Here is a 16834-nt window from a genome sequence, read left to right as displayed (position 1 = left end):
TTCAGGTTTCAAGTTTCAGGTTTCAGGTTTCAAGTTTCAGGTTCCTACTGCACCCAAAAACTTGAAACCTGAAACCTTTCAACAAGAACAGACGCTCAGCGTACCCTTTTAAACGAAATCGGTCCCGTTCTCTTTTTGTTGTCGATAAAAGTGCCTTCCAGTGTATTTCCATCTTCAGACAGGATCAGAGTATGTATGCCCTGAGTTGCCCAGCCCTCAATAGGTAAGGTGACCTCTACGGTATAAACAATTGTGTTTCCGGTTCTTTTTCCAATGCCGCTTTCCACAAATTTTTGCCCTTTCCATTCCAGGTAGTGAGAGAAAATAACTTTCCCGTTTTGTTCCGATACAATTGCGACAGCATTTTGTACGCCCGGATTAATGTCTTCCCAAACGCCGTTAATATCGATTTTTTTTGATTGGCTATAGCCGTTATTTGAAAAGAATAGAACAGTAAAAAGTAAAAGACAAAGCTTTGTTTTCATATTTTTTTTTAATTAAAGAGTAACTGATTTTATTTCTAAATAGGCTCCAGAAACCGGATGATAATTCACAAAGTTGAATTTGCATAAATTATGAATGTTCAGAAGTTTTCCGTTTGGAAGACCGTCCTGTCTGAAATCCGTCCACGGAATTTTGATCGTTTTAAACTGATAAGGAGAAGCAGGTAAATCAGCTCTTGGGTGAGAACCGCCATGTATACAACCGGTTCCTTCCTCGTTTCCTTCGCGCGCCTGAAGTTTGATGAGGTGAGAAGATTTATATGTAATGCTCACAAATTTAGAAGCATCTGATAAATTTGTCGGAGCACCGTCATTAGAATCAGAAGGTGTAATCAGAACATTCAGTTCAATTTCACCTGATGGATTGTCTTTTGCTGTGACTTTTACAATCCCTTTTTCTTGCCGAACCTGGTTTATTGTTTTCTGACTCTCAACAGCGGGGCCGGCAATATACCAAGTAGAGGTTTGAACTAAATTTATTTTCGGACTTTTAAAAAGGGTAAAGGCAGATAATAGAAAAACTATACTTGTTAGCACGAGTAAAGAAGGAACTTTAATTGGAGTTTTGATTTCCATACAGAAGTTTTTTAATCAAAAATATACTTTTTTGAATTGCGTTGCTGTTTTTCTTTGGGATTCAGTCAGAATGTTTCAGGTTACTTTTCGCTCTGTTTTTAGTTTTTTGAGTTAGAAACCTGACACCCTATTTTGATGTTCGTAAAAACGACGGATCATTATCATCAGGATTGGTCGAAAATTTCTAACTTTCCAAAAAATCTATTTCATTATTTTTCATGCAATTATCGATTATTATTCTCAATTATAATGTACGTTACTTTCTGGAGCAATGCGTTTTAAGTGTTCAGGAAGCTATTTCGTCACTTGATGCTGAAATCATTGTGGTTGATAATAATTCATCAGACGAGAGTTGTTTGATGATGAAAAGTAAGTTCCCAACGGTAAAATTGATTCAGAATGATACCAACTATGGTTTCCCAAAAGGGAATAATATTGGAGTAGCGGAGGCTCGCGGAAAGTACGTTTGTATTCTGAATCCAGATACTGTTGTTGCTGAAAATACATTTAAGAAAATCCTGAATTTCGCCGAAAGACAAGTCAATTTGGGAATTGTGGGTTGTAAACTAATCGATGGTACCGGAGCTTTTTTACCCGAAAGCAAACGAGGAATTCCAACTCCCTGGGTAGCTTTTACTAAAATTTTTGGATTGTATAAAATCTTTCCAAATTGGAAATTGTGTAATCAGTATTACGCCCAGCATTTAGGAACAAATGAAAGCGGAAAAGTTGATATTTTAGTGGGAGCCTTCATGTTGATGACTCGTGATTTGTACGTTGAATTAGAAGGTTTTGACGAAAAATGTTTCATGTATGCCGATGATATTGATTTATCGTATCGGGCACTGCAAAAAAAGAAATCGAATTATTATTTTCACGAAACGACCGTTTTGCATTACAAAGGAGAAAGTACGGTAAAAGACGAAAGATACATGAAACGTTTCCAGGAGGCGATGAATTTTTTCTATCAGAAGCATTTCAGAAAATCATGGTTTTTTGAATTTTTCATTCAAATTGGCATTTGGTTCTTTTCGTTTGTAAAAATGTTTCAGGGAAAAACAAAATCAAAACCCTTACCTGAAAGAGTCATTTTTTATTCTTCAAATCGAATTTTGTCTGAAAAATTACCTGAAATTTTAAAAAATAAAGTCAGCTTTTTAGATTTCAAAAAAGAAAAAATGGTAAATTCGTGGCAGCTTTTTGAGGGTAAAAGAGTTGAGATTATTTTGGATAATCAGTATGTTTCATTCAAAAAATGTATCAAAATCATAGAAACTCTTAAAGATAAGAACATTACTTTTAAGATTTTCCCCAAAAATGCAAATTTTATTATTGGGAGTAATTCACGGAATGACAGGGGGCAAATCGTAAAAATCGAGTAAAAAATTATATTAAGTGTAATTTATATTCAAAATATTCAGTAATTTCGCAATCTGAAAATCAAAATCACCTTTTAGATTAACAATATGGCAAGATTTGAATTGAAACTTCCTAAAATGGGAGAAAGTGTCGCTGAAGCAACTATTACAAACTGGTTGAAAGAAGTTGGAGACAAAATTGAAGCTGATGAAGCAGTACTGGAAATCGCAACCGATAAGGTTGATAGTGAAGTACCAAGCGAGGTATCAGGAGTTTTGATTGAGCAATTGTTCGGTAAAGACGATTTGGTTCAGGTAGGGCAAACTATTGCAATTATTGAAACAGAAGGTGATGCACCGGCTGTTAAGGCAGTAGAGACTGCTGCTCCGGCAGAAGTTACTGAAATCGAAAAAACAATCGAAGTTGCGAAAGATGCTGTAGCTGCACCGCAGGATTTTTCAGGATCGGATAAATTCTTTTCTCCATTAGTAAAAAATATTGCTAAAGAAGAAGGTATTTCTGTTGCTGAATTAGAAAGTATTGCCGGTTCAGGAAAAGACGGCCGCGTAACAAAAGAAGATATTCTAAAATATATTGAAACCCGTAAATCAGGTGTTCAGGCTCCGAAAGCGGTTGTAGAAGCTCCAAAGGCAGTTCAGCCTGCAGCTCCGGTTCAAAAAAGCCAGCAAGCTGTTCCGGTATCTGTAAACGGAGGCGATGAAATCGTTGAAATGGACAGAATGCGTAAGCTGATTTCAGGTTACATGGTAGCTTCAGTACAAACTTCGGCACACGTACAATCGTTTATTGAAGTTGATGTGACTAACATTGTAAAATGGAGAGATAAAGTAAAAAGTGCTTTCGAGAAAAGAGAAGGCGAGAAGCTTACGTTTACTCCAATTATGATGGAAGCGGTTGCTAAAGCTTTAAAAGATTTCCCAGGTATGAATATTTCTGTTGATGGCGAGTACATCATCAAAAAGAAAAATATAAATTTAGGTATGGCGGCAGCTTTACCAAACGGAAACTTAATTGTTCCGGTAATTAAAAATGCAGATCAGCTGAATTTGGTTGGAATGGCCAAAGCGGTGAACGATTTAGGAAACCGTGCAAAAGCCGGAAAACTAAAACCGGACGATACGCAAGGCGGAACTTACACCGTGACTAATGTTGGAACTTTCGGAAGTGTTTTCGGAACTCCAATTATCAATCAGCCACAAGTTGGAATCCTGGCTTTGGGTGCTATTCGTAAAGTGCCTGCGGTTATCGAAACTCCGGAAGGAGATTTTATCGGAATCCGTCAAAAAATGTTCTTATCACATTCTTACGATCATAGAGTAGTAGATGGTGCTCTGGGAGGAAGTTTTGTGAAAAGAGTAGCTGAATATTTAGAAGCTTTTGATGTGAACAGAGATTTTTAAATTCTGTTTTAAAAATAATTTGAACCCGGGAATTTGGAAAAATTCCCGGGTTTTTTGTTTTGTAAGAAAAGGTTAAGAAAACAAACAGAAGCCGGCTTTTAGAATTCATTTAAAAGTTAAAATCACGGAATTACTGCCCTTTTTGTTTAAAAAAGTCGGGAATAGAAGAGGAATTTCGGCTTTAAAAATTACATTTGTAATCTTATAAAAATAAAAAATGGAACTCAAACTCAACAAACCAATTTGCTTTTTTGATCTTGAAACAACCGGAATTGATATCGGTAAAGATCGAATTGTAGAAATTTCGATATTCAAAGTTTTTCCAAACGGAAATAAAGAAAGTAAAACCTGGTTAGTGAATCCTACGATTCCAATTCCGCCGCAAACAACTGCTGTTCATGGTATCACGGATGAAAAAGTAGCAAACGAACCTACTTTTGCAGAATTGGCACCACAGGTTTACAATATGATTAAAGACAGTGATTTGGGTGGTTTTAATTCAGATCGGTTTGATATTCCGTTATTAGCAGAAGAATTGCTGCGTGCCGGAGTTGATTTTGATATGAAAAACAAAGTTTCGGTAGATGTACAAACGATTTTTCATAAAATGGAAGAGCGCACTTTAAGTGCTGCATTGAAATTCTATTGTGGTAAAAGTTTAGAGAATGCGCATTCTGCAGAAGCCGATACAATGGCTACCTACGAAATTCTAAAAGCGCAATTAGACCGTTATCCGGAATTGGAAAACGATATGAAATCGTTGTCTGAATTTACAACCCGTAAAAAAATTGCTGATTTTGCCGGAATGATTGCTTTTGATAAAGACAACGAAGAAATTTTCACCTTCGGAAAACACAAAGGTGCTAAAGTTGATAAAGTCTTAGAAAGTGAGCCAGGCTATTTCAGCTGGATTCAAAATGCCGATTTTCCTTTGTATACCAAAAAAGTGCTTACGGCTATTAAATTAAGAAAGTTAAATACGAAGTAATTTATTAGTCGCAGTCTCAGTATTCAGTTTGTGCTGAACTGATTTTGTATTTGGTAAAGACTGTGACTGAAAACTGCGACTGAAAACTAAATATAATGAAAATCATCTGTATCGGTAGAAATTATACCAATCACATTGAAGAGCTAAAAAACGAGCGTCCCACAGAACCGGTGGTCTTTATGAAACCGGATTCGGCAGTTTTATTGAAACAGCATCCGTTCGTAATTCCCGAATTTTCTGAAGAAATTCATCACGAATTAGAAGTAATTGTTAAAATTAGCAAGGTTGGAAAATACATCGAACCTAAATTTGCGCACAAATACTATGACGAAATTAGTGTTGGGATTGACTTTACGGCCAGAGATTTACAGGAAAAATTAAAAGCAAAAGGATTGCCATGGGAAAAAGCAAAAGCTTTTGATGGTTCTGCAGTAATTGGAGAGTTTTTGCCAAAGAGTGATTTTGTTTCGATGGAAAATCTTACATTTGAGCTGACGAAAAATTCTGAAACCGTTCAAAAAGGAAATACAAGTTTCATGCTTTGGAAAATTGATGAGCTTGTTTCGTATGTGTCTCAGTTTTTTACATTAAAAATTGGAGATATTATTTTTACAGGAACACCGGAAGGTGTTGCTGTGGTTAAGCCGAATGACGTTTTAGAAGGCTTTTTAGAAGATAAAAAATTATTCAGAATACAAGTAAAGTAATGGCTTTAAAATACAACCTTTCGAAAGTATATGCACTTTCAGACAATGATCCGGAATTTGTAAATGAAATTCTTAAATTGTTTGTTACTGAAGTTCCTGAAGATTTAAAACAAATCAAAGAAGGGATTAAAAAGAAGGACCATAAGTATGCCTATTCTTATGCACATAAAATAAAACCTACATTGGACTTAATGGGGTTGAATGTTGCTTTTGAGGAAATCCTTCAGGTAGAAGCCTGGACCAAAGCCGAAGGCAAGAAAAAAGAAATTATCGAAACTTTTAAGAGTATTAAGTTACAGGTAAAAGAAGCAATCAAAGAGATTAAAAAAGACTTTGATTTGTAAGACTTTGATGTGATTCTTTTTTTTGCAAAAGCAAGCCATGTCTGGCATTCGTATAAAATCACTGCGACAACAATTCTTTATTATAATAATTGGACTTACGATAAGTAAAAATAATTCACAGCTATGAAAGCAAGCATTGTTACTATTGGAGATGAAATTTTAATAGGTCAGATTGTAGATACTAACTCGGGTTTTATTGCAAAATCACTGGATCGCATTGGTGTCGAAGTGCATGAAATGATTTCGATAAGTGACGATAAAAAACATATTTTAGACACATTTGCCCAACTGCAGAACAAAGTTGATCTGGTTATTGTAACCGGTGGTTTAGGGCCCACAAAAGACGACGTTACAAGAAAAACATTTTGCGAGTATTTTGAAGATGAGCTGGTGGTGGATGCTAAAGTTTTGGCTCACGTGACGGAGTTAATTGAAGGTTTTTACAAACGCCCAATTTCGCAGTTGAATAAAGATCAGGCTCTGGTTCCTTTCAAATGTACCGTTTTGCACAACAAAGTGGGTACAGCTCCGGGCATGTGGATGAAGAAAGAAGATACTGTTTTTGTTTCACTTCCGGGAGTCCCGTATGAAATGAAATATTTGGTTGAAGAAGAAATAATTCCTAAAATAATTCGCGAGTACAAACGTCCGTATATCATTCATAAGACCATCTTGACTTATGGTCAGGGCGAGAGTTTAGTTGCGGAACGTATCGAAGACTGGGAGAATAATCTGCCGGAATTTATCAAGTTGGCCTATCTGCCCAATCCCGGGCGAGTGCGTTTGCGTTTGTCGGCGAGAGGAACCAATAAAGAAGAGCTTGAGGCTGCAATTGAAGAAAATGTAAAATCTTTAGATGCTATAATTCATGATATTATAGTGGGTTATGAGGAAAACGAAACTATTGAAACGGTAATTGGAAAAATTTTAACCAAACAAAATAAAACAATCTCGACAGCCGAAAGTTTTACCGGGGGAAAAATAGCCTCCATTTTGTCGGCAATTCCGGGAGCTTCTGCTTATTTTAAAGGCAGTGTGGTTTCCTATGCAACAGAGGCGAAGGTCAATGTTCTTGGGGTTTCGCCGGATTTTGTTGATCAGTTTTCGGTGGTAAGTGCAGAGGTTGCGTCGGCTATGGCTTTGAATGTAAAGAAGATGCTGAATACAGATTATGCAATTGCGACAACCGGGAACGCCGGACCGACAAAAGGAGACTCTGAAGCTGAAATTGGAGCTGTTTTTATCGCTTTAGCCACTCCGGAGGGTATAATCGTAGAAGAATTCAACTTTGGTCAACCCCGTGAAAAAGTGATAGATAGAGCAGTGAATAAGAGTTTAGAAATTTTGAAGAAAGAAATTTTAAAAATTGTGCAATAATTTTTTGCTACAATGGTTTATTTTTCTTTTCTTTGCACCCTGATTTTGAATAACGATAAAAGTAAAGTATAATGTCAAGAGTTTGTGACCTTACAGGTAAAAGAGCGATGGTAGGAAATAACGTTTCTCACGCTATGAACAAAACTAAGAGAAAGTTTTCTGTAAACTTAGTTAAAAAGCGTTTTTATCTTCCAGAAGAAGATAGATGGATTACTCTTAGAGTAGCAGCATCTACGATAAAAACAATTAATAAAAATGGAATCACTGCTGTTTTGAAAAAAGCACAGTCAGAAGGATTTATCAAATAATCTTTTCCTAAATAAATATATAGCAAGATGGCAAAGAAAGGTAATAGAATCCAGGTGATTTTAGAATGTACTGAACACAAGACTTCTGGTGTTGCAGGTACTTCAAGATACATAACAACTAAGAACAAGAAAAATACTCCGGACAGATTAGAGATTAAAAAATTTAATCCAATCTTGAAACGTGTAACTGTTCATAAAGAAATTAAGTAATTAATTAGAGATTTTTATTTAAATTAAAAATTTCAAATAACATTTGAATCATGGCAAAGAAAACCGTAGCATCGTTACAAACATCTTCTAAGAGATTATCAAAAGCCATCAAAATGGTAAAATCTCCTAAAACTGGTGCATATACATTCGTAGAATCTATTATGGCTCCTGAAGAAGTTGATGAGTTCTTGAAAAAGAAATAATAACAATCACAGTATATAGAAAAGCTACTTTCATTCGGAAGTAGCTTTTTTATTTTTTATATTTGTCTAAAATTTAAAGAAACATGAGTAATTTTAGGTTTCTTTAAAGATTAAAGATTATTTGGGTTTTATTATCCCATAATCTAAAAAACTAACAACCTATAAAAAATGAGTTTTTTTAAAAAATTATTCTCTACTGATAAGAAAGAGACTTTAGACAAAGGTCTTGAAAAATCAAAAACTAGTTTTTTCTCCAAGTTAAGCAAAGCTGTTGCGGGAAAATCTAAAGTCGACGATGATGTTCTGGATGATCTGGAAGAGATTTTAGTAGCTTCTGATGTTGGAGTAAACACAACACTGAAAGTAATTTCCAGAATCGAGAAACGTGTTGCCGCAGATAAGTATTTAGGAACAGACGAACTGAATCAGATTCTTCGCGAAGAAATAGGTGCTTTATTGTCTGAGACCAATACAGGCGAAGCAACGGAATTTGAGATTCCAAAAAATAAAAAACCATACGTTTTAATGGTTGTAGGAGTTAATGGAGTAGGTAAGACTACCACAATTGGTAAATTAGCGTATCAGTTTAAGAAATCCGGTTATAAAGTCGTTTTAGGAGCTGCCGATACTTTTCGTGCTGCTGCTATCGATCAATTGCAGGTTTGGGCAGATCGTGTAGATGTTCCAATTGTGAGACAAAATATGGGGAGTGATCCTGCTTCTGTCGCTTTCGACACGCTGCAATCTGCCGTAGCGCAAAATGCCGATGTGGTGATTATAGATACAGCCGGACGTTTGCACAATAAAATCAATTTGATGAATGAACTTACAAAAGTAAAACGTGTCATGCAAAAGGTTGTAGAAGATGCTCCGCATGATGTACTTTTGGTTTTAGACGGTTCTACAGGGCAAAATGCTTTCGAGCAGGCCAAACAATTTACTGCTGCCACCGAAGTTACTTCTCTTGCTGTAACTAAACTGGACGGAACAGCCAAAGGCGGTGTGGTAATTGGTATTTCAGATCAGTTTCAGATTCCTGTAAAATACATCGGTGTTGGAGAAGGAATTGAAGATCTTCAGGTCTTTAATAAGTATGAATTTGTAGATAGTTTTTTTAAATAATTTATAATGGGTTTCGAATCTTTAAAAAATATATCAGCGATAGCTTTTTATTTTGCCAGTGTGATATGTTTTGTTTTAGCAAATGTATTGAAAGATAGTAATCTTTCCGTTTATTATGCTTTGCTGGTGATTGGAATAGTTTTATTCTTTTTAGGAGTTTTTAAAAGAATACGAACTAATCGCTAATAGTATCAAACGATATTATTTCAAAAAGAAATAACAAGCTTTAAATAGTAATGTTTTCGAAAGCATTTCTATTTAAAGCTTTTTTGTTACTGATACAAAGAATTAATTTTCTCCCATAAAGTTTTGTCAAAATCCGATAAAGCCGGATTAACGCTGTCTGCAGCATCTCCCATTCTGATAACTACCATCTTTTTACTGGGAACAACATATATTTTTTGGTCATTTTTACCTAATGCCATAAACATATCAGTCGGTCCGCTTGGAATTATGCTTCCCTGAAAAGTAAGTTGTGATTGTGGTAAGTGATAAGAACTTTTTCCGTTCAGCCACCATAAGTAACCGTATCCTAAATTGATATTCTGAGAAGTTGTGGTTGCTTCATTAAAATATGCCTCGTTGAGTATTGTGTTATTTTCCCATTTTCCTTTGTTCAGCATTAAAAGTCCAAAACGCGCCATACTTCTGGAGGTGCTGGTATAAACACTATTTGCACCAATTTGTACCCAATTTCCATTCATCCCGATTTTGTCTCTTAATTTGGTGTTGAAATAATTTTCCCAGCTTTGTCCGCTTGCTTTTGCAACAACATCTTGTAGTTTTACATAAACATTATGATAGGCCCATCTTGCTCCGGCATCGGCTTTATAGACTAGATTAGCAGGATTCACATCGTCTGTGCTGTCGTCCAGTCCGGAGGTCATAGTCAATAAATTTTTACAGGTAATTAAATTTTCTTTGGGTAAAGTTTCACTTGTCCATCCTTCTCCCAAATACTGAGAAACTTTATTATTGATATTCAGCAAATTTTCTTGTTGGGCAATTCCTGTAACCGTAGAGGTTAATGTTTTTCCGGCGCTGGCCCAATACCAATTGGTAGTTGCTGAATGTCCGTTGAAATAGTTTTCTAAAACAATTCGTCCGTTGACCAGTATAATGAACGATTTAGAATGTTTTAGTTCCAGATAATCTAAAAGTGGCTGAACAGCAGCCTGATTCCATTTAAGATCAGCGATTGACTTTGTTTCCCAGTTTGTTCCGGCTAATGGAGGGAAATACATGTTTTCTGTGGGAACTGTAATTGGTTCTGATTCAGATGGATCTTTGCTGCAGCCTGTCAAGAGGATAGCAATCAGTATGGTGCAAATAGTTTTGGTCATGTTTTTTTATTTTGGTTTGGGGTTTGACCAGAAAGATATAAAATAGTTTAAATGGTTTTGTGATTTTTTGCTTCTTATGAGATTTTAAGTTTAACTTTGTAGGTTCATGTTTCTTTTGAAAAGAGAAATTTCAGTCCGCTGGAAAGCACTGTTTTTTTGGGGTAATATTTACTGTAAAAACGAGAGAACAGGGCTGCTAATTGTTTTTTGGACGGGGATTTTTCAAGGAGAAAAGAGAAGAATAAAATTCTAAAAATTATAGTATGAAAAACACTTTTATGATTTTGGTTTTATCGCTTTTGTTGATAAGCTGTAAACAAGAAATTAAACCTGCAGATATTGCAAAACTGAATGGTTATTGGGAAATTGAGAAAGTAGTTTTTGATAAAGGAGAGGACAAAGATTACGGAATGAACGAAAATTTCGATTATTTCAACATCAAAGGAACTAAAGGAACACGAACTAAGGTAATGGCGCAGCTGGATGGAACTTTTTTGACAACAGATACTTTTGAAGATGTGTCGATTCGATTTAAAGGAGATCAGGTTTTCCTGGATTATAAAACAGATTATGCAAAGTGGAGCGAAGAACTGATTTCTATTTCGGATGAGACTTTTGTAGTAAAGAACGATCAGAATAAAGAATATCATTATAAAAAAACCGGACCTGTAAATTTATTAAACGATGGCAAAAAGACTAAATAGTGAAAGCACGATTGGAGCTGTTTTGCAGCAGATTATTCAAGTGAATAAGTTAGGTGCCGGAATGGACCAGATTGATGTAAAAGAGGCCTGGAGGCAGTTGATGGGAAATGGTGTGAATACGTATACCAAAAATGTTGTTCTGAAAGGAAGTACATTGTATGTCGAACTGGGATCGGCGGTTTTGCGTGAAGAATTAAGTCACGGTAAAAGCAAGATTGTAAAAATGATCAACGAGGAGTTAGGTCGTGAGGTGGTGAAAGAAGTTGTTTTACGTTAGATTTTTTAGACTGGCTTAGACTAACTTAGACTGGCTTAGATTTTTAAATGTTAGATTTTGGCTGGTATGTTATAAAAGAAAACCCGTTTCAAATGAAACGGGTTTTCTTTTATGCCTTTTCTAAGATCTAAGAAGTCTAACATCTAAAAATCTAAGAAAGTCTAAAATTATTAGAATTGCTCTCTTCCTGCGAAGTGGAATGCACCTTCGATAGCTGCATTTTCGTCGCTGTCAGAACCATGTACTGCGTTTTCTCCGATTGAAGTCGCGTATGCTTTACGGATAGTTCCTTCAGCAGCTTCAGCTGGATTTGTAGCTCCAATTAAAGTTCTGAAATCTTCTACTGCGTTGTCTTTTTCTAAAATTGCAGCAACAATTGGTCCGCGAGACATGAATTCAACTAATTCTCCGTAGAAAGGTCTTTCTGCGTGAACTGCGTAGAATGCTTGAGCATCAGCTACAGTAAGTTGAGTTAATTTTAATGAAACGATTTTGAAACCTCCATTAGTAATCATTGCTAAGATATTTCCGATGTGTCCGTTTTGAACTGCATCCGGCTTAATCATTGTAAAAGTTCTATTTGTTGCCATTTTATTGCTTATTTTTAATTTCGTGCAAAAGTATACTTTTTTTATGAATTGATTTTAATAAATTCATAATTAAAACTCTAACAAATGATGTTTTGGTAAAGAAAAATGAAAAATAGTGCGTTATATGATGATGTCAATTTGTTTTAGAGAGTGAGGAAGAAAAAAGAGACGCGTTTTGCGTCTCTTGTAATTGAAATGGATATAGCTTATTTTTAAACTTTAAAAATGAGTTTGTTTCTGTAGAAAATCCATAATATAAAAGTCCAGATTCCAACATAAGTTAATGCTCCTGCTAACGAGGCTGTCATTGGATTGCTAAAGAAAGGAGCAATACCGAATTGGTACAAATAATTTAAAAGATTGATCTGTTCTTCCGGATGATGGGGGTTCTTAAACTGAACCATCACTAAAGCCTGAGGGATGATCTGAGAGAAGAAAAATACAATCATCGGATTGACTCCCCAGATTAAAAACAATTTTATGCCCTTTTTGTATGCTGCAATGTCAATGATGTAGTATAGAAATGCTAAACAAGCAGTTGCCAGTCCTGTAGTGTATAAAACATAACTGCTGGTCCAAAGCGATTTGTTGATAGGAAAAAAGGCGTTCCAGATTAATCCTCCAATGATTAAGGCAACACCTGCAGCTATCATTTTTACTGCTTTCTGTTTTGGTGTAATTTCACGCTGTAAAATCTGACCAATCAATAAGCCAATGATTCCGTTTACGATTGACGGAATGGTACTTAGAACTCCTTCAGGATCCCAGGTTATGGTTCCGCGATACATATGCCCTTCAAGTAAAACACCGTCGAGCCAGGAAGCTAAGTTGGTTTCTTTGTCTAAATTAGGCGCTCCGATTCCGGGAACGGGGATTAAAGTCATTATGGCCCAATAGCCCAGTAATAAAGTAATGCCGGTTATGATTTGTGTTTTTTGAGTTGTTTTTAGGTACAATAGAGAAACAACAAAATATACAATCGCAATTCGTTGTAAAACACCCGGTAATCGCACATCGTGGTAAGCTTCGACCCCGCTGTAAGCCAGAAACAGATAAATAAACAAAATTGAAAATGCCAGTATGTTTTTGATTTTCGAACTGAAATTGCCCATCAAAGCATAGCCAACAGCCACAGTGATAATTAATCGACCGATAAGAAGCGGAATTCCTTCAAGCCCGAAAAGCTCTATTTTTCCAAAATAATTAAAGAAAATCCCAAGACCGAGCATGCGTAGCGAACGAACCAGGATTTTGTTGAAGGTAGTGCTGTCCCAGGTTTTGGTTGGCATTGCCAGGGGTACTGCAACTCCCATGATGAAAATAAAAAACGGAAACACTAAGTCGGTTGGCGTACAGCCATGCCACTCGGAGTGTAGTAAGGGGGCGTAGACATTTCCCCAATCTCCCGGGTTGTTTACAATAGTCATTAATAAAATAGTCAATCCTCTAAAGACATCTAATGATATCAGGCGCTCTCTGGTCATAATTTTGGTAAATAGGTTAATTTTTTTTAAAGGTTACTATTTGGTTTGAGAGGCAATAATTTCAGAAGAGGCGGTTATTTATTCTGATGACTATTACTTTTTTTTTTATATCGTGATAATATTAAAATTCGTTTCTAAAGGTTTTAAATTTTGTATTAAAAGAGGAATCAATTCTTCTCCTTTTTCCAGATAAAATTCAGAAAAATTGGTTTGACGCTCCTGTAAACTTTGATTTGGAAACAATTCACATTGTAAATCAACAACGCGTTGTATTTCCGAATCCAGTTTTCGTTTTTGTGCTTTCAATAATCTTTTCTCGAGATTGTCTAAGCCTTTCTTTTGTTTTACTTCCTGCGCTTTTACAGCTCCCGTGAAGGATGTATCCGTTTGCTGTGCTAATTCGTAAAGATATTCAAATTGTTTGATCAGCGTTTCTTTTTGTGGCGTTAAATCAATCGGAAAATCAGATAATTTATGTGTAAGGACATTCACTAAATCTGCGGGTTTAGTAAATAAATCTTTCCAGTGAAGTCCAAGTTTATCTGCTTTTTTAGCTTGTTTTTCGGTGCTTAGAAGTACCGAATTACGAACCAGTAACATGGGGAAAGTAATGTTCACAGCATCAAAAAAAGATTTTAATTCCAGCCAGTAAGCAATTTCTCCTCCGCCACCAATGTAGCATAAATTTGGAAGAATAATTTCCTGATACAACGGACGCATGATTACATTCGGACTGAATTTTTCGGGATTGCTTTCGAGTAGATTGAAAATTTCTTCTTTCGAAAATGATATTTTAGTATGGTTGACAACGTAGCTGTCTTTTTCTAGTATAATTCGCTCACGCAGTTGGTCTTCAATGTAAAACAGATTGATTTCACGAGGATTTACCTGAATGGTGTAATCATTAAATTTTGAGATTGTTTCCTGAACCGCTTTGAAAGCCGTTTGCTGTTCCAATTCTTCTTTAATATATGGAATGAAAGCGCGTTTCAAATCTGCTGTATCTGCGTCTAAAATCACTAAACCGTAAGAAGCAAATAGGCTGTTTGCCAGAAAACGTGTAGCATCGGCAAGATTTTCATGCTTTAGATAGGCCTCTTCAAAGAGTTTTTTTAAGAAGTTGGCATTTGTGCTTGAACCCAAATCTTTGGAGTAGATTTCAAAAAAATCTTCTAAACCTTCTGTCGACAATCTTCCAACCGGACCAGTGCTTTCTTTGTTCCAACGGAACTTTTTTCCTTTAAAATTAAAATAATTAATCTCTTCAAAATCGTGATCTTCAGTTGCCATCCAATAAACCGGAACAAAATTATGAGCAGGATATTTTGATTTCAGTTCCGTAGTGAGATTAATGGTCGAAATGATTTTGTATAAAAAATACAAAGGACCGCTAAACAGGTTCAGCTGGTGTCCGGTTGTAATCGTAAAAGTATTTGGAAGGGCTAGAAGCTCAATATTCTGTCTGGTCGAATCCGAAATTTGGATGTTTTCGTATTGCTTTTTTAACGTGTCAACAAGAGGAATACGGTTGGAATGGTCAAAATTAGCCTGCTTGTCAAGGATTTGTTTCTCAAAGTTTTCAAGCGTAGGAAAGTGATTGTACAGTGATTGTAATTCGGGTTTTTGATCTAAATAATCTTGTATCAATTTAGAGAAATATCCTGAGTTTTGGTAGCTGATACAGTCGGTAGGCATAGTTTTAGGTTTATTTTTGATAGCTGTAAATTTAATCAAAATATGTACTTAAATCCTTTTTTAACGAATGCTTAAGATTTGATTTTTATGCTTTGAATTAAGTTGTTGTAAATCAAGGTTTTGATTTCGTGATCTCTTTTTTTATTGTAAGAAATGTTTTGTGAATGATTAGAAAGATTGATTTGTTATTTCTGTTAAAATTTTGAGAGTAATTTAAAAGTATTGTTTAATTATGTGTGTTATTAACAATGAAACTATATTTTTGCAAACAAATATTTGTTGTGCAGAAGAAGTTGATTTATTTTTTGTAATAATATTTAAAAGAAAAACGATAGTAAAGCCGAATGAAAAATAACCCGAAACAGAAGAACTCCTTAAAACATGTTCTCTTTGGTTCCTTGATTGGTACCACCATAGAATTTTTTGATTTCTATATTTATGCCAATGCTGCCGTATTGGTTTTTCCGCAACTATTTTTCCCTGGTTCAGACCCGACTATGGCAACTCTGGAATCTTTAGCTACCTTTTCAATTGCTTTTTTATCACGTCCATTAGGTTCCGCTTTTTTTGGACATTATGGAGATAAAATCGGGCGTAAATTTACTTTGGTGGCCGCATTATTAACGATGGGTATTTCGACGGTTACGATCGGATTTTTGCCCGGTTATGCCAGTATTGGTGTTGCCGCTCCTTTATTGTTAATGCTGTGTCGATTTGGACAAGGTGTAGGTTTAGGAGGCGAATGGGGTGGAGCTGTTTTATTGGCAATCGAAAATGCACCTCCGGATAAACGTGCCTGGTACGGAATGTTTCCACAATTGGGCGCTCCTATTGGATTGCTGCTTTCGGGCGGAACTTTTTTAATTCTGACAGACATGATGACCAATGAAAACTTTATGGATTATGGCTGGAGAATTCCATTTATAGCAAGCTCGCTTTTGGTTGTTGTGGGATTTTATATCCGAACAAAAATTACCGAAACTCCTTCATTTGAGAATGCTAAAAAAGAAAAGGAAGAAGTTAAAGTTCCCTTTTTAACTTTGATTAAATCGTATCGAAATCAATTGATTTTTGGAACATTGGCGGCTGTTACCACCTTTTTGGTTTTTTATCTGATGACCGTTTTTACTTTAAGCTGGATCACTTCCGATTTAGGGATTACCAAAAGAGATGCATTATTGGTTCAGTTGTTCTCTGTTTTGTTTTTTGCCCTTTTTATTCCGGTTTCGGCAGTAGTTGCCGATAAAATCGGACGACGTAAAATGCTAATTATTGCCACCATAGCTATTGCACTTTTCGGTTTTTTGTTTTCTTCTTTTTTAAGCAAAGGAAATATCATTCTAATTACCACATTTGCCTGTACCGGAATGGCACTGATGGGATTCACTTATGGACCTTTAGGAACTTTCCTGTCGGAATTGTTTCCAACAAATGTTCGTTACTCCGGAGCTTCCTTAACGTTTAATTTGGCGGGAATCCTTGGTGCGGCATTTGCGCCAATGATCGCTATTTGGCTGGCAAGTACTTACGGTTTAAGTTATGTAGGTTTTTATCTGACTGGTGCCGCTTTAATTTCGTTGGTTTCCTTTTTGGTAATTTCTAAGAAAGTGCACCAGTTTTAGT

At 35.8% G+C, this 16834-nt stretch carries 20 protein-coding genes; 14 read left to right on the top strand and 6 right to left on the bottom strand.

Annotated features, from left to right (window positions below):
* Positions 1-95: 95 nt before the first annotated feature.
* A complete protein-coding gene (locus OLM58_RS02215) occupies positions 96-485 on the bottom strand; it encodes a hypothetical protein (protein ID WP_264531034.1) in 390 nt (129 codons plus the stop codon).
* A gap of 12 nt (positions 486-497) precedes the next feature.
* A complete protein-coding gene (locus OLM58_RS02210; protein ID WP_264531033.1) occupies positions 498-1079 on the bottom strand; it encodes a hypothetical protein in 582 nt (193 codons plus the stop codon).
* Between the two features lie 218 nt (positions 1080-1297).
* Between OLM58_RS02210 and OLM58_RS02205 the strand changes: the two genes are divergently transcribed.
* The 11 genes from OLM58_RS02205 (at position 1298) to OLM58_RS02155 (ending at position 9304) form a co-directional block, all read left to right on the top strand.
* Positions 1298-2461 carry a glycosyltransferase family 2 protein gene (locus OLM58_RS02205; protein ID WP_264531032.1) on the top strand — a complete coding sequence of 388 codons (1164 nt, stop codon included), beginning with the start codon at positions 1298-1300 and terminating at the stop codon, positions 2459-2461.
* 84 nt (positions 2462-2545) lie between these two features.
* Positions 2546-3859 carry a dihydrolipoamide acetyltransferase family protein gene (locus OLM58_RS02200; RefSeq protein ID WP_264531031.1) on the top strand — a complete coding sequence of 438 codons (1314 nt, stop codon included), beginning with the start codon at positions 2546-2548 and terminating at the stop codon, positions 3857-3859.
* Positions 3860-4076: 217 nt separating this feature from the next.
* Positions 4077-4847 (top strand): 3'-5' exonuclease, encoded by a 771-nt coding sequence (locus OLM58_RS02195; RefSeq protein ID WP_264531030.1) that lies wholly within the window; start codon positions 4077-4079, stop codon positions 4845-4847.
* 95 nt (positions 4848-4942) lie between these two features.
* Positions 4943-5554, top strand: a complete 612-nt coding sequence (locus tag OLM58_RS02190) for a fumarylacetoacetate hydrolase family protein (protein ID WP_264531029.1) — start codon at positions 4943-4945, stop codon at positions 5552-5554.
* On the top strand, positions 5554-5898 hold the full coding sequence (locus OLM58_RS02185; protein WP_140505522.1) for an Hpt domain-containing protein: 345 nt from the start codon (positions 5554-5556) through the stop codon (positions 5896-5898). Before OLM58_RS02190 ends, OLM58_RS02185 begins: the two co-directional genes overlap by 1 nt.
* Before the next feature lie 123 nt (positions 5899-6021).
* On the top strand, positions 6022-7275 hold the full coding sequence (locus OLM58_RS02180) for a CinA family nicotinamide mononucleotide deamidase-related protein (RefSeq protein ID WP_264531028.1): 1254 nt from the start codon (positions 6022-6024) through the stop codon (positions 7273-7275).
* A gap of 71 nt (positions 7276-7346) precedes the next feature.
* Positions 7347-7583 carry a 50S ribosomal protein L28 gene (rpmB, locus tag OLM58_RS02175; protein WP_008468080.1) on the top strand — a complete coding sequence of 79 codons (237 nt, stop codon included), beginning with the start codon at positions 7347-7349 and terminating at the stop codon, positions 7581-7583.
* Positions 7584-7610: 27 nt separating this feature from the next.
* Complete coding sequence (gene rpmG, locus OLM58_RS02170) at positions 7611-7793, top strand: 50S ribosomal protein L33 (protein WP_017495179.1); 183 nt, start codon at positions 7611-7613, stop codon at positions 7791-7793.
* Positions 7794-7843: 50 nt separating this feature from the next.
* Positions 7844-7996, top strand: coding sequence for a DUF4295 domain-containing protein (locus tag OLM58_RS02165; RefSeq protein ID WP_008468081.1), 153 nt, complete (start codon positions 7844-7846; stop codon positions 7994-7996).
* Between the two features lie 168 nt (positions 7997-8164).
* The gene (gene ftsY, locus OLM58_RS02160; RefSeq protein WP_017495180.1) at positions 8165-9118 is read left to right on the top strand and encodes a signal recognition particle-docking protein FtsY; all 954 of its coding nucleotides are present in this window, start codon (positions 8165-8167) and stop codon (positions 9116-9118) included.
* Between the two features lie 6 nt (positions 9119-9124).
* Positions 9125-9304 (top strand): hypothetical protein, encoded by a 180-nt coding sequence (locus OLM58_RS02155; RefSeq protein ID WP_264531027.1) that lies wholly within the window; start codon positions 9125-9127, stop codon positions 9302-9304.
* 86 nt (positions 9305-9390) lie between these two features.
* On the opposite strand, the gene OLM58_RS02150 is transcribed toward OLM58_RS02155, so the two are convergent.
* On the bottom strand, positions 9391-10461 hold the full coding sequence (locus OLM58_RS02150) for a serine hydrolase domain-containing protein (RefSeq protein WP_264531026.1): 1071 nt from the start codon (positions 10459-10461) through the stop codon (positions 9391-9393).
* A gap of 263 nt (positions 10462-10724) precedes the next feature.
* Between OLM58_RS02150 and OLM58_RS02145 the strand changes: the two genes are divergently transcribed.
* A complete protein-coding gene (locus OLM58_RS02145) occupies positions 10725-11165 on the top strand; it encodes a hypothetical protein (protein WP_264531025.1) in 441 nt (146 codons plus the stop codon).
* A complete protein-coding gene (locus OLM58_RS02140) occupies positions 11146-11442 on the top strand; it encodes a DUF721 domain-containing protein (RefSeq protein ID WP_017495184.1) in 297 nt (98 codons plus the stop codon). The genes OLM58_RS02145 and OLM58_RS02140 overlap by 20 nt, the downstream gene beginning before the upstream one ends.
* A 170-nt stretch (positions 11443-11612) precedes the next feature.
* Here OLM58_RS02140 and OLM58_RS02135 read toward each other — a convergent pair whose 3' ends face one another.
* The 3 genes from OLM58_RS02135 to bshC all read right to left on the bottom strand — a co-directional run bounded on the left by OLM58_RS02135 (position 11613) and on the right by bshC (position 15211).
* Positions 11613-12032 carry a nucleoside-diphosphate kinase gene (locus tag OLM58_RS02135; RefSeq protein WP_017495185.1) on the bottom strand — a complete coding sequence of 140 codons (420 nt, stop codon included), beginning with the start codon at positions 12030-12032 and terminating at the stop codon, positions 11613-11615.
* Between the two features lie 212 nt (positions 12033-12244).
* Positions 12245-13516 carry an acyltransferase family protein gene (locus tag OLM58_RS02130; RefSeq protein ID WP_264531024.1) on the bottom strand — a complete coding sequence of 424 codons (1272 nt, stop codon included), beginning with the start codon at positions 13514-13516 and terminating at the stop codon, positions 12245-12247.
* A gap of 105 nt (positions 13517-13621) precedes the next feature.
* On the bottom strand, positions 13622-15211 hold the full coding sequence (gene bshC / locus OLM58_RS02125) for a bacillithiol biosynthesis cysteine-adding enzyme BshC (protein ID WP_264531023.1): 1590 nt from the start codon (positions 15209-15211) through the stop codon (positions 13622-13624).
* 344 nt (positions 15212-15555) lie between these two features.
* On the opposite strand from bshC, the gene OLM58_RS02120 reads away from it, so the two are divergent.
* Positions 15556-16833 (top strand): MFS transporter, encoded by a 1278-nt coding sequence (locus OLM58_RS02120; protein WP_264531022.1) that lies wholly within the window; start codon positions 15556-15558, stop codon positions 16831-16833.
* Position 16834: the final 1 nt, after the last annotated feature.

Origin of the sequence: Flavobacterium sp. N502540 (assembly GCF_025947365.1) — a bacterium.
GTDB lineage: Bacteria > Bacteroidota > Bacteroidia > Flavobacteriales > Flavobacteriaceae > Flavobacterium.
This window is presented reverse-complemented; position numbering and strand designations above follow the sequence as displayed.